Here is a 13,004-nt window from a genome sequence, read left to right on the forward strand (position 1 = left end):
TGGTCCGAATACGTCCATTCTGCCAGCCGCCCGACGCAACGGGCGCCCGGCACGCAAACGTTACGCTTTCGGCGTGGTCTCCCCGGTGTCGTCGTCATCATAGTCGGTGCCGTTCGCCGCGTCGGCGGTCGGGCCGCCGTCGGACGGGACCGTCGTGATCTGCGCGGAGCCGGTCGGCGCGTACGAAACCGGCATGGTGACGCCGCTCGCCGGATTCACATCGCCGCCGGGAGCGGCCGGATGCATGCCGGTGCGCGTCGCCAGGCCCATCTGCGCGTCGCGCATGGCCCGCTCCTCCTGCTCGAGCAGCGGGATCAGGATGGTCTGCGCGGCCGGATCGGCCTGCATCGTGTAATCGGTTGAATCCACGGCCGACGGATACTCCGTATAGTTCGTCTGTGCCGGATACTGCGCCTCCGGAACCTCGGTCTGCTGCATCTGCCCGTTCTGCGCCGCGTATGCCGCGGGATACTGCGACGACGCCGTGTCGTCGGACGGCGGAACCTGCGCGGATGCGGACTGTCCCGCGTACGACTGCTGCCCGTACTGCGGCTGCGCCGCGTCCGGAGTCGTATGCGACCCGCCCGCCTCGTCGGACAGTTCGTCGGCGATGCTGGCCATCATCGCCTGCACTTCGGCGCGCGAGACGACGACCGTCGGAGACGTCGATGGTCGGCCGTCGGCGGACGGCATCGACGTCGGCGTGCGATCCGCGGTCTCGTCGGCGGCGGCGACCACGTCGGACGATCCGGTGCGGTCCATGTCGCCGGTCGAATCGGGATCCGTGCCCTCGCCGGCGTACGGCATGCCGGCCGGCGCGAACGTGCGCGACGGGACCGTCGTCTGCGCGGTATCGTCGGCGACCGGCGACGTTCCGGCGGCAGGCTGTCCGGCCTGCCGTGCGTCCTGCGCGGCCGCGCGGCGACGCTCGCCCTCGTGCAGCAGCGTGCCGACGGTGATCGTCGACGGCTTCGACTGCGCGTCTCCGCCCGACGGACGCGAGGACGCGGCCGAAGCGGCCTTCGTACGCTGCGTGACGATGCCCAGCTGGTGCGCCAGCCGGTCGACCTGCGCCTTGAACTGCATGATCTTCACGTTGTCGGCGCGGTTGATCGCCTGGATGAAATCGCCCACCTGCTCCATCTGCAGCCACAGGTTCGCGCGCAGCATGATCAGGTCGTCCAGACGCGCGCCCATCATGCGGCCGTATGCGGCAAGCACGGCGTTGCGGTGCTCCTCGTCCAGCTTGGCGAAGATCCACGCCAGATCGCGTGCCGGATCGTTCACCTGCATGTTCTGCCAGTTCGTGACCGCGGTGATCGTCGAGCCCGAATACAGCACGTCGCCGTCGTCGAACCCGCCGTGCACGAAGCACGTGTTGAACGACCACAGGCCCTCCGTGCCGAGGATGCGCGCCCAACTGTCGGTGATCTCCGGCGGAATGTGCCCGGCGGCCTTCAGCCGCGTGATCCACGCGGTCAGCTGCCCGCGGATCTGCGAGGTCACGAAGATCGGATAGCCGGCCGACTGCACGCTCGACGGCGCCAGACGGTGGATCGCGCCGATCGCCGTGCCGATCGCCGCGCAGTCGTCGAACGTGAGCAGGTCAAGATTACGGGCCTGGCCGTCGCGGTGCACCAGCACCATCACGGCCGTCTCCCCGGTCGGGCCGTCCTTCTTCGCGCCCGCCTCGAACGCGAGCACCCGGTCAAGCGCAAACCCCAGGCCGCCCGGCTCGCGGGCCTCGGCCAGCGTGCGCGCGGCGCGCACACGGCCCGCCAGACGCTTGCGTCCCGCGTCGGTGTCGGAGGCGAACACGTCGTACAGGCGTCCCGCCGCGTCCTGCACCACGGCATGATCGATGCCGCTCTCCTCGTCGGTGGCGCTGGTCTGGTCGTCGCCTCGCACTCCCGCGACGGCGATGTTGGGCATGGCGGCGGAGGTCAGGGCCGCCAGCATGAGCTTGCTTCGTTCAGTCACAGTTCAACCCTAATACATGCGCCGCTCAAACCGTGTCGGAAAGCGGCCCGACATGTCATCCTTCGACCCGCCGGCAAACCGTCGGACCGGTCCCCGGACATTCCCCGCCACCCGCACGACGTCCGGCCGCGCATCGGCTCTTCCGCCGCGGCTGGCACAATGGGCGCATGACGACATCGGCGGAAGGCATCCTTGAGGGACTCGACGAGGCGCAGCGGCGTGCGGCGACCACGCTGCACGGGCCCGTGCGCATCATCGCGGGCGCGGGCGCCGGCAAGACGCGCACCGTCACGCGCCGCATCGCCTACGCGTGCGCGCGCGGCGAATGGGATCCGGCCGGCGTGCTCGCCGTCACCTTCTCCGTCAAGGCCGCCGCCGAAATGCGCACGCGCATCGCCGGACTCGGCGTCGGCGGGTCGGTGACTGCCGCGACCTTCCACTCCGCCGCGCTCCGGCAGGTCAGGAACGCGTGGGAGGACATCTGCGACGCGCCCATGCCGCGCATCGCCGGCGAACCCGGCGAACTGCAGCGCATCGTCGCGCAGGCCATGCAGCGCAGCCGTGACGGCGTCGAGACGGACGTTGCCGCCGTACGCGACGTGCAGGCCGAAATCAACTGGTGCAAGATCTCGCTCGTCGCGCCCGACGACTACCCGCGCGTGACCGCGGCCACGCACCGCCAGCCGCCGGCCGGACTCGACCCGCGGCAGTTCGCCGACGCATACGCCTGCTACGAGCAGGAGAAGACCGCGCACGGACTCATCGACTTCGACGACATCCTGCTCATCGACTGCCACATCCTCGACGACTTCGACGAGATCGCGGCCGACATCCGCCGCAACCTGCGCTGGATCACCGTCGACGAATACCAGGACGTCTCGCCGCTGCAGCACCGGCTGCTCACGCTGTGGCTGGGGGAGCGCAACCGCGACATCTGCGTGGTCGGCGACCCCGCGCAGACCATCTACTCGTTCGCCGGGGCCAGCAGCTACGACCTGCTCGCCTTCCCCGACCAGTTCGGCCCGCTCGCCGCCGACGTGAGCCTGAACACCGACTACCGTTCCACGCCGCAGATCGTGCGATACGCGAACCAGGTGCTCGCCAAGTCGCCCGACCGCACGGATTATCTCAGGCTCGTCTCCGCGCGCGAGACGGGGGCGCGCATCGAACGCACGCGGTACATGAGCGACGAGGACGAGGCGAAGGGCGTGGCCTCGCGCATCATGCGGCTCGTCGCGCGCGGCGTCTCGCCGTCGGACTGCGCGATCCTGACGCGCATCAACGCGCAGCAGAACGTGTGCTGCGCGGCGTTGCGCCAGGCCGGGCTGCGTTACCGCGTGCGTCGCGACTCCGGTTGGGAGGGGGCCGCGCTCGTCGACGACCACGCTGTGGAACGGCAGATGCTGATCGACGCGGCCGGCGGCGATGACGCGGGGGCCGCGCGTGAGGTCGCCGCAAAGGTGGGCGCGAAGACGGGGGCGGTGACGATTTCGACGATCCACGCATCCAAGGGTCTGGAATTCAAGCACGTGTTCCTGATCGGATGCTCGGAGGGGCTGATCCCGTTCGGCTCGCCGAACGCCGGCGACGAGCTGGAGGAGGAACGCCGGCTCATGTACGTGGCCGTCACGCGCGCCGAGGACACGCTCCACCTGTCCTACGCCGTCACCAAAAACGGCGACGCCGACTCCCGAGGCCGGGTGCCCAGCCGGTTCGTGGTGTAGCGGATTGTATGGAATCGCCATAACGGAATCGCGCGAAGCGCGATTCCGAGAGTGTGGCGGTGTAGAGACGAGAAGAGGGTTAGTTGTCGGAGGGGGAGGAGCCGTCCGGTGTTCCGTCGGAGCCGTCGTCGCCGGCGTCCTCTTCGAGGAGCTTGGTGAGCTCGGCGTCCCAGTCGATGCCTCCGGTGGGGGAGGCGCCGGACGCGGAGGACGACGCTTCGGAGGGGGCTGCGCCGGCGGGATGCGCGGAGGCGTCGTCGGAGTCGGCGGCGGTCCCCTCGCCGGCGGCGGCCGGGGTGCCTGCGCCGGAACCGGCACTGGTATCGCCGGAAGTGCCGGAAGTGCCGGACGCGGCGGTCATCGGGCCGGACTTCGCTGCGTCGTCGTCGGGCAGGGCCGGCAGCAGATCGGGGTGCGACCATTTCGCGTCGCGCGCCTCCGGGCCTTCCGCGGCGCCGAGTCGCTCCCACACGGCCGCGGCCTCGCGCATCCGCTTCGGACGTAGTTCCAGTCCAAGCAGCGACTCGAACGTGCGCTCCGCCGGACCGCCGATCGCACGCTCGCGGCGCATCATCTCACGCAGCTGTTCGATATGCGGAATATGGGCCATGCCGGCACGCCACGTCACGCAATCGACCCAGCCTTCGACCAACGCCAGCATCGTCTCCAACGAGGCGAGCGCCTCCTTCTGCTCCGGAGTATCCGCAATACCGACCTTCGTCAGGTTCACCGCGCCGGAGATCGCCTCCGGATCCATCGCCGTCGCCTCGCGCAGCTGCTCCTCCATCGCATCCAGATCGATGTCCACGCCGCGCGCGTACTTGCCGATCAACGCCTCGAAGCGAGGCATCAGCCACGGCACCGACGCGAACAGGCGCGCGTGCGCCATCTCGCGCAATGCGAGGAAAGACATCACCTCGTCGGTCGGAATGTCCAGCGACTTCGCGTACTCCTCGACGTTCTGCGCGATCAGGCCGCCCGCCGGATTCGACAGCAGCGCGATGCCCTGATCGAAGCTGCCGTGCACCTCGTGCGACAGCTTGCCGGCCGCCTGGCCGAGCTGCATCGCGAACGACGTGTTGCCCAGCAGCTTGATCAGCTGCGCCGGATCCTTCATGCCGTCCGGGATCGGAATCGGCACCGGACCGGCGAACATGCCCGAGATCTCGCCGTTGAACGCGTCGCCGAGCCGCTCCGAGATCACCGAGGCGAGCGCGTTGTTCATCGACTCGGCCACGGGGGCCGCGAACTTCGCCCACGCGTCGATCGTGCCCTCGACCCAGCCGGCGCGCGTGAGCACCTGCGGCTCGCCGGACGCCGGATCCATCTCGCACGCCGTGTCCAGCCACAGGTTCGCCTCGCTCATCGCGCGGCGCGCGGCCTCGCCGATCACCGCGCTCACCGTCGACTGCGAGCCCTCGCCGTTGGCCTGCTGCAGGGCGATCGACTTCGCCAGCTTGACGTTGATCGGCCCCGCCGCGACCGTCTGCTGCATGTCGCTCACAGAATTGAGCCCGCCCGCGGTGAACGCCTGCATCAGCGACTGCACTTCGGACGGCTTGGGCAGCTTGCTCGGATCCTGGCTCATCAGCTGCTCGCGGATCGGCTCCGGCAAGTTCTCGAGCTGCTTGTAGGCCATCTCGCCCTGGATCGGGCCGAAGCATTCGATCAGCCACTGGTGGATTGCGTTGTCGTCCATAGTCCGTTCCCTGCCTCATGTGTTAACGTTCGGTTGGTTCCATAGTATGGGAGGTATGCCGATAATGCACCAGAAACGCCAGTCTCACGCCGAAGGCATAGAGGACGGCGAGGCTACGCCGACCGGTCCGGACGATGCGGCGGCCCCGGCCGCGCCGACGCGGGACGCGTCCCCGCGCAATCCGCTGCGCCGTGCGGCCGGCGCGATGCGCGCGTGGATGGAACCGTACCGCGGCCTGAACCCCAAGTATTTCACCGGTACGGTCGCGGTGCTGCTGTCCGTTCTGGTCATGTGCCTGCCGAGCGCGTACGCGGTCGAAGGGCCCGGGCCGACCGCCGACGTGCTCGGCGAGACCGGCGGCAAGCCGATCATCGCCGTCACCGGAGCCGACACGCACACGGACAAGGGCAAGCTGCTGCTCGTCACCGTCAACGCGTCCGGTGTGCCCGGCTATCCCGTCACCAACGCGCAGACGCTGGTCGCGTGGATCGACCCGCATCAGACCGTCATGCCGCAGGAGGCCGTCGTGCCGGTCGGCCAGACCGCCGAGGAGTATAAGAAGAAAAGCAGCAAGGAGATGAGTTCCTCGCAGGACACGGCGACCGCCGCGGCGCTCGCGTACGCGAAGAAGCTCGGCGTGGACACGGACGGCGTGACGGTGACCATGCACGTCGACGACATCGGCGGCCCGTCGGCCGGCATGATGTACGCGCTCGGCCTGATCGACAAGCTCACTGCCGACGACGAGACCGGCGGCAAGACGATCGCCGGCACCGGCACGATGTCGAAGAACGGCAAGGTTGGCGCGATCGGCGGCATACGGCTGAAGATGATCGGCGCGAAACGCGACGGCGCGACCTGGTTCCTCGCCCCCGAATCGAACTGCGGCGAGGTCGTCGGCCATGTGCCGGCCGGCCTGCGAGACGTGAAGGTCTCGACGCTCGACGAGGCCTACCGGGCGCTCGTGGCGATCGGCAAGGGCGAGGGCGATTCGCTGGCGCACTGCACGGCCGACTAGCGTCCGAATGGCGCCGGCCGCGACGCGACGCGCCGTGGTCCGTTAACGTCTCTGTTCGCCGCTTCTTGGTATTGTGTGATGCGTGAATCAAACGGCATCTGCTAACGCTGAAGAATTCGGGTTCCACAAGGGCGACATCGTCCAGGAGTGGCTGTGGGATGACGACGTGGACGATTCCGTCCGCGCCGAAATCGAAGGGTTGACCGGCGAGGAACTGGTCGACGAGGACTATGATTCCGCCGTCGACGGCGTGATCATCTGGTGGCGCGACGGCGACGACGAGGACGAGCTGTCCGACGTGATCGTGGACGCCTACGCCGTTCTCGGCGACGATGGCCCGCTGTGGGTGCTCACCCCGAAGCCGGGCCGTCCGGGCGCGGCGAGCTCCAGCACCGTGCAGTCCGCCGCGAAGACCGCCGGCATGAACGCCGCCACGCCGCTGACCGTCAGCAAGGACTGGAACGGCATCCAGCTGCGCGCCTTCGGCAAGGGCCGCTGAGCCGCCGAAGCGGCGATCGCATCCGCATCACGGAAAGACGTTGAAGGCCGCCGGAACGATCCGGCGGCCTTCGTCATAGGTGCAGGTGGGCGATGAGGGACTCGAACCCCCGACGTCCACCGTGTAAAGGTGGCGCTCTAACCAACTGAGCTAATCGCCCGCAACGGAGTGCACACTACACGCCCGCTTCGACGCAGGCCGATACTGGCCGGCACGTTTTCGGCGGTATCATGCCGAGGACGGCGGGAACAGGCCGGCGCGTCGCGTCGCGATACCGGTCTGCGTCGCAAGCGCAACGTACAGTAAAGCCGTATGCAACTATCCGTAGGAGGTCGATATCGATGGCGCAGGAACCTGATGCCGGACGAGGCGGGGCGTTGATCGCGCGCGCGGGGAAGCGGAAGCTCGGCTACGATACCGGTCAGGTCGACGCGTTCCTGGAGCGTGCGCATGCCCTGTACGACAGCGACGAATCGTCGCTGACGCAGCGCGACATCCAGAACGTCTCCTTCGACTTGGCGAAGGGCGGCTACGACATCGCGCAGGTCGATGCGGCGCTGTCGCGTCTCGAACGTGCGGTCGTGGACCGGCAGACGGCCACGCAGATCGCCGATCAGGGACGCGTCGCATGGCGCGCGCAGACCGAGGATCTCTACCGTCAGATCGCGAGCCACGCCTCCCGCGCGCCGCGCACGCGCTTCCAGGACGGACAGAAGAAGACCCCGTCCTACGACCGCAAGCAGGTCGACCGTCTCATCGACAGCATCGTCGACAAGGTCGCCGCCGAACTCGCCGTGGACGGCGCGGACAAGCGGGACGCCGACAAGTTCAGGAACGTCACCTCCGCGTCCGTCAGCGGCGCGATCTTCACGCAGCGCAAGGGCAAGTCCGGCTACGACGAGCGTCAGGTCGACTACTTCCTCAACGCGTGCGTGCAGCTGCTGAGCCGTCTCGAATCGTTCGCCCGGGTCGCCGATCTCGACCGCGACGACGCGGCCGCGCAGCCCGCGGCGCGGGCCGCCCAGGGCGTCACCCCGCTGATCCCGTCCCCGGACGCGCCTCGGCCGGCTGCCGACGTGGCCGACGATCGCGCCACGACGGAAACCGAATCGTTCGACGCGCTGCACAAGGCGGAACAGGCCATCTTCGCGCCGGCACCGGTCTCGCCGGTCGTGCCCGCGGCCGCCGCCTCCGCCGCACCCGTCGCCGCCGCGCCGGCTCCCGCCGAGCCCGTGGCCAAGGCGCCGGTCCTCGCGGAGCCGGAACGCCCCGCCGCTCCGGCCGCGACCGGTCCCGCGGCGCCCGCGGCCCCCGCCCCGGTCCCGACTCCGGCCGTATCCGAGGCTCCGGCCCCGGCTCCCGCGCCGGTCGCGCCGTCGTCCGCGCCGGCCGGCTCGTCGCTGGCCCAGCTGGCGCATATCGTCGAGGTGTCGCAGGAGAGGGCCGCACAGTCCGCCCCCACGGCGTTCCGTCCGAGCGTGCCATCGCTGGATGTGCCGAGCGTGCCCGAATTGCGCGTCTCGCTCACCCCGTCGGCTCCGTCCGAGCCGGCCCCGACGCCTGCTCCGGCAGCCGCCGAGCCGGTCGCTGCCGAGCCCGCTCCGGCAGCCGCACCTGAAACCCCGGCTCCCGCCCCGGCCGCGCCGCAGCAGCCGCCCGTCGTGCGGCCCGCGAACGTGCAGGCTCCGGCCGTGCAGCAGCCCAAGGCCGCACGAGGCCTGCACACGCTGTTCCCGCAGATCGAGGAGAACATCGACATGGAGATCCCCGACCTGTCCTTCCCGTCGCTGTACGGCGACGACCAGCCGAAGAAGAAGGCACAGTGAACCACCAGATCAAGACAGTCGTCATTCTCGGCTCGACCGGGTCCATCGGCACGCAAGGTCTTGACGTCATCGCACGCCATCCCGAACGCTTCGTCGTGACCGGTCTGGCCGCCGGCGGCGCACACATCGACCTGCTTGCGCGGCAGGCGGCGCAATTCCACGTGCCGCAGGTCGCCGTCTACGATACGGCGGTCGCCAAGCCGTTGCGCGAGGCGCTCGACGCGGCCGGCGCGCGCGACACCACCGTCCAGGCCGGGCCCGAGGCCGTGATCGGACTGGCCGGCAGCGGCGCCAGCGTGGTGCTCAACGGCATCACCGGCTCCATCGGGCTCGAACCGTCCATCGCCGCGCTCAAGGCCGGCTCCCAGCTGGCGCTCGCCAACAAGGAGTCCGTCGTGGCCGGCGGCCATCTGCTGTTCGGAGCGCAGACTCGCGACGAGCAGATCAACCCGGTCGACTCCGAGCATTCCGCCATCTGGCAGTCGTTGCGCGCCGGCACGCACGACGAGGTCAGCAAGCTCGTCGTCACCGCGTCCGGCGGTCCGTTCCGAGGCTGGAAACGCGCCGACATGGCCGGCATCACGCCCGAGCAGGCGCTCAACCATCCCACGTGGCACATGGGTCCGGTCGTCACCATCAACTCGTCCACGCTGATGAACAAGGGGCTCGAGGTCATCGAGGCGAGCCGTCTGTTCGACATCCCGCCGGAACGCATCGCCGTGACCGTCCACCCGCAGTCCATCGTGCATTCGATGGTCGAGTTCCGCGACGGCGCGACGATCTGCCAGGCCTCCCCGCCGGACATGCGTCTGCCGATCGCGCTCGGCCTGTCCGCGCCGGACCGTCTCGGCGACGTCGCGGCCGCCTGCGACTGGACCACGGCTGCCAGCTGGACGTTCGAGCCGCTCGACGACGAGGCGTTCCCGGCCGTCTCGCTCGCCCGGCACTGCCTCGCCGCCTCCGAGAAGCATACGGCCGTGCTCAACGCGGCCAACGAACAGGCCGTGCATGCCTTCCTCGAGCATCGTCTGCCGTACCTCGGCATCGTCGACACCGTCAAGGAGGTGCTCGACGAGATGGACGCCGAACTGCGCGGCGCGCCGCTGTTCGCATCCGTGGAGGAAATGAGCCAAGTCGAGCTGGAGGCGCGTCGGCGTGCCGACGATCTGATAAACAGGCAATAGTCGATAAACGTGAATACGGGCCGTGCGGATGCCGCCGGCCCGTAACTATGAGACGCGTAAGGGACCGAACCACACCATGAATCCGTCGAATGCCGAAACCCTCGAACCGCCTGTCGCCAAGCCGTTCCGCAAGACCGGCGACCCGGTCGAACTGACCAGCGAGTCGCCGCTGCATCCGCGCCGCAAGTCGCGCCGCATCATGGTCGGCCCCGTGCCGGTCGGCGGGGGAGCGCCCATCAGCGTGCAGTCGATGACCAACACGCTCACCGCGAACGTGCCGGCCACGCTCCAGCAGATCGCCGAGCTGACCGCCGCCGGCTGCGACATCGTGCGCGTCGCCGTGCCCAGCCAGGACGACGCCGACGCGCTGCCGGAACTGGTGCGCAAGTCGCCGATCCCGATCATCGCCGACATCCACTTCCAGTCCAAGTACGTGTTCCAGGCCATCGACGCGGGCTGCGCGGCCGTGCGCGTCAACCCGGGCAACATCCGCAAGTTCGACCAGGTCGGCCCCGACATCTGCAAGGCGGCCACCGACGCGGGCATATCCCTGCGCATCGGCGTGAACGCCGGCTCGCTCGACAAGGAGCTGTACGCCAAGTACGGCGGCCCCACCCCGGAGGCGCTCGTGGCGTCCGCGCTCAAGGAGGCGCACATGTTCGAGGACGTCGGCTTCCACGACTTCAAGATCTCCGTCAAGCACCACGACGTGATCACGATGGTCGAGACCTACCGTCTGCTCGCATCTAAGGGCGACTGGCCGCTGCACCTCGGCGTCACCGAGGCCGGACCGGCATGGCAGGGCACCATCAAGTCGTGCCTTGCGTTCGGCGCGCTCCTGGCCGAGGGCATCGGCGACACGATCCGCGTGTCCCTGTCCGCGCCGCCGGTCGAAGAGGTGAAGGTCGGCTGCAAGCTGCTCGAATACATGGGCCTGCGCCCGCGCAAGTTCGACATCATCTCCTGCCCGAGCTGCGGACGTGCGCAGGTGGACGTGATCCAGCTCGCCTCCGCCGTGACCGAGGGGCTCAAGGACGTGACCGCGCCGATCCGCGTGGCAGTCATGGGCTGCATCGTCAACGGGCCGGGCGAGGCGCGCGAGGCCGATCTCGGCGTCGCCTCCGGCAACGGCAAGGGGCAGATCTTCATCAAGGGCAAGGTCATCAAGACCGTGCCCGAGGACCAGATCGTCGACACGCTGCTCACGATCGCCAACGACATCGCCGCGCAGATGGAGGCCGACGGGCAGGTGCCGGCCGGCTCCACCGGTCCGGTCGTCGTGCCGATCCAGCATCCGAACCGCGCCGCATGACGCAACGGGAGCGGCGGACGACGGCGGACGAGCGGCCCGCGTCATGGAGTCGCGGCCGCCGGTTCATGCTGCGCGTGCCGATCTTCGTGATCCTGCTCGGCATCCTCGTCTACGTGTCCAACGCAACGACCGTATCGTGGAACAACGAGCCGACCGGACAGACGATCGCCTCGCTTGACGCAGGCACGGCCGTCACGTTCGACAATCCGAGGCACGTCGCGCTGCATCGGATCGGCGACTTCGACGTGACCGAACGCACCACGTACGTCACGGCCACGCGGCCCGCGACCGGCGAGAAGCAGCGCATCCGCGTGCTCATCCGCGAGCCGGAACGGACCACTGACACGTCGTCCGCAACGCCGTCCGGCAAGCTGCCCGGCGTCGTCTTCATGCACGGCGCGGGCCACGGCGGCACGCCCGACGACTCGTTCGGCGACGTGGCGACCAGCATGGCGTCCGCCGGGTTCGTCACGGCCGTGATCGACAAGCCGATCTGGTCCACGAACGACGTGACGCGCGACTATCCGGCGTCCGCCGCCGCATACGACCAGGTCGTCGACCTGCTGCGCGGACTGGACGACGTGGACGGCGACAAGGTCGGCATCTACGCGACCAGCGAATCGACGTGGATCTCCTCCTACCTGCTGCGGATCGATCCCGACATCGCATTCCAGATACTGCTCAGCCCGATGGTGTACACGCCGCGGCAGTCGCTCGGCTTCCTCGCCGCGCAGGACTTCGCGCTCGTCGGCGCCAACGACGGCTACCAGTCGATCGTGCGCCGCGTGTTCAGCGCCGACGCGACCGTGATCGGCCTGACCAACTTCGACCTCGCCGACATACCGAACACGGCCGCCTACTCGATTCCCACGTTCGTCGCCTACGGGTCGAAGGACGTGATGACCGCGCAGGTCGAAGGTACCGAAACGATCTTCGACCTCGCGCGCAAGGCCGGCAACACGAACGTGACCGTGCGCGCCTATCCGATCGCCAACCACGTCATGCGGCTCGGCAGCGACGAGGAGGCGGGCACGCCGTTCGCCGACGACTACGCGAACGACCTGACCGACTGGGCCGTGGGCACCGTGGCCGGGCTCACGCAGACCAGCGAACGCGTCGCCGGCGACTCGCTCTACCAGTCGATCGCCGTGCCCGTCGACCTGACCGCACGCCGCGGCGCGACGATCTACGGGCTCGCGTTGCACGACTCGATGCTGGTCATGCTGCTCGTCGACCTGATCATGACGATCGCGGCCGCCATCGTCACGCTGCGCGCGCGGCTGGGCCGCCGGCCCCGACGCAACGCGCTCGGCTTCGCGCACGGATTCGGCAACGCGCTGCTGACCCTGACCCTGACCACGCTGGCGACGCTGCTGCTGTTCGCCGCAGGCCTCGGACAGGTCATCATGGGAGTGGTGCGGCTCGCCTGGGGCAGCGCGCCCGACGACGACCCGGGCATCATGCAATGGAGCTGGCCGGTCATCCAGATCGTGTGCACGCTTGTCGTATGGGCGTGGAGCGGCGTGTTCGCGCGGCTCATCGAAGTGGCCACGCTGCGCGGCATCCTGCAATGGCCGCCGCGCGCGGGCTCTATCCGCGACGTGGTCTCCGGGCGCGAGCCGGTGCTCGCCTCCACCAGGCTCGGGCGCGTGCTGTTCTGGATCACGGCCGCGACCATGCTGCACATCCTGCTGTTCTTCGCGTTCTGGGGGCTGTTCGTCTACTGACGGGCGCGTCCGCTGACGGGCGCAGTCGAACGTGT

9 protein-coding genes and 1 tRNA gene are annotated in these 13,004 nt (G+C 69.1%); 7 read left to right on the forward strand and 3 right to left on the reverse strand.

Annotated elements, in window-relative coordinates; all coding sequences use genetic code 11:
* Positions 1-60: 60 nt before the first annotated feature.
* On the reverse strand, positions 61-1,959 hold the full coding sequence (locus JS533_RS01285; RefSeq protein WP_241512797.1) for a phosphotransferase: 1,899 nt from the start codon (positions 1,957-1,959) through the stop codon (positions 61-63).
* Between the two features lie 188 nt (positions 1,960-2,147).
* Between JS533_RS01285 and JS533_RS01290 the strand changes: the two genes are divergently transcribed.
* Positions 2,148-3,704, forward strand: a complete 1,557-nt coding sequence (locus JS533_RS01290) for an ATP-dependent helicase (protein WP_241512765.1) — start codon at positions 2,148-2,150, stop codon at positions 3,702-3,704.
* Positions 3,705-3,783: 79 nt separating this feature from the next.
* Here JS533_RS01290 and JS533_RS01295 read toward each other — a convergent pair whose 3' ends face one another.
* Positions 3,784-5,403: a zinc-dependent metalloprotease gene (locus JS533_RS01295; protein ID WP_241512766.1), complete on the reverse strand. Its 1,620-nt coding sequence runs from the start codon at positions 5,401-5,403 to the stop codon at positions 3,784-3,786.
* A 205-nt stretch (positions 5,404-5,608) separates the two neighbouring features.
* Here JS533_RS01295 and JS533_RS01300 point away from each other — a divergent pair, with 205 nt between their 5' ends.
* Both JS533_RS01300 and JS533_RS01305 read left to right on the forward strand, forming a co-directional pair.
* Positions 5,609-6,421, forward strand: a complete 813-nt coding sequence (locus JS533_RS01300) for a S16 family serine protease (protein ID WP_420838605.1) — start codon at positions 5,609-5,611, stop codon at positions 6,419-6,421.
* A gap of 82 nt (positions 6,422-6,503) precedes the next feature.
* The gene (locus JS533_RS01305; RefSeq protein ID WP_241512767.1) at positions 6,504-6,920 is read left to right on the forward strand and encodes a DUF3052 domain-containing protein; all 417 of its coding nucleotides are present in this window, start codon (positions 6,504-6,506) and stop codon (positions 6,918-6,920) included.
* Between the two features lie 86 nt (positions 6,921-7,006).
* Here the strand turns inward: JS533_RS01305 and JS533_RS01310 are convergent.
* Positions 7,007-7,080 (reverse strand) — tRNA-Val (locus JS533_RS01310).
* A gap of 181 nt (positions 7,081-7,261) precedes the next feature.
* Between JS533_RS01310 and JS533_RS01315 the strand changes: the two genes are divergently transcribed.
* The 4 genes from JS533_RS01315 (at position 7,262) to JS533_RS01330 (ending at position 12,969) form a co-directional block, all read left to right on the forward strand.
* Positions 7,262-8,746 (forward strand): DivIVA domain-containing protein, encoded by a 1,485-nt coding sequence (locus tag JS533_RS01315; protein WP_241512768.1) that lies wholly within the window; start codon positions 7,262-7,264, stop codon positions 8,744-8,746.
* Entirely contained in the window at positions 8,743-9,930 is a 1,188-nt protein-coding gene (gene dxr, locus JS533_RS01320) for a 1-deoxy-D-xylulose-5-phosphate reductoisomerase (RefSeq protein WP_241512769.1), read from the forward strand. The genes JS533_RS01315 and dxr overlap by 4 nt, the downstream gene beginning before the upstream one ends.
* Before the next feature lie 76 nt (positions 9,931-10,006).
* A complete protein-coding gene (gene ispG, locus JS533_RS01325) occupies positions 10,007-11,242 on the forward strand; it encodes a flavodoxin-dependent (E)-4-hydroxy-3-methylbut-2-enyl-diphosphate synthase (RefSeq protein ID WP_241512770.1) in 1,236 nt (411 codons plus the stop codon).
* Positions 11,239-12,969 carry an alpha/beta hydrolase family protein gene (locus JS533_RS01330; RefSeq protein WP_420838604.1) on the forward strand — a complete coding sequence of 577 codons (1,731 nt, stop codon included), beginning with the start codon at positions 11,239-11,241 and terminating at the stop codon, positions 12,967-12,969. The genes ispG and JS533_RS01330 overlap by 4 nt, the downstream gene beginning before the upstream one ends.
* The last annotated feature ends 35 nt before the right edge of the window (positions 12,970-13,004 follow it).

This window comes from Bifidobacterium amazonense (genome assembly GCF_018555435.2).
Classification (GTDB): Bacteria; Actinomycetota; Actinomycetes; order Actinomycetales; family Bifidobacteriaceae; genus Bifidobacterium; species Bifidobacterium amazonense.

What these genes read in the sequence shown, in the direction of transcription:
- JS533_RS01330 (WP_420838604.1), top strand. Translation starts at nt 11,239, where the DNA reads ATGACGCAACGGGAGCGGCGGACGACGGCGGACGAGCGGCCCGCGTCA.
- JS533_RS01285 (WP_241512797.1), bottom strand. Translation starts at nt 1,959, where the DNA reads ATGCTGGCGGCCCTGACCTCCGCCGCCATGCCCAACATCGCCGTCGCG.
- JS533_RS01315 (WP_241512768.1), top strand. Translation starts at nt 7,262, where the DNA reads ATGGCGCAGGAACCTGATGCCGGACGAGGCGGGGCGTTGATCGCGCGC.
- JS533_RS01295 (WP_241512766.1), bottom strand. Translation starts at nt 5,403, where the DNA reads ATGGACGACAACGCAATCCACCAGTGGCTGATCGAATGCTTCGGCCCG.
- JS533_RS01290 (WP_241512765.1), top strand. Translation starts at nt 2,148, where the DNA reads ATGACGACATCGGCGGAAGGCATCCTTGAGGGACTCGACGAGGCGCAG.
- JS533_RS01300 (WP_420838605.1), top strand. Translation starts at nt 5,609, where the DNA reads ATGCGCGCGTGGATGGAACCGTACCGCGGCCTGAACCCCAAGTATTTC.
- ispG (WP_241512770.1), top strand. Translation starts at nt 10,007, where the DNA reads ATGAATCCGTCGAATGCCGAAACCCTCGAACCGCCTGTCGCCAAGCCG.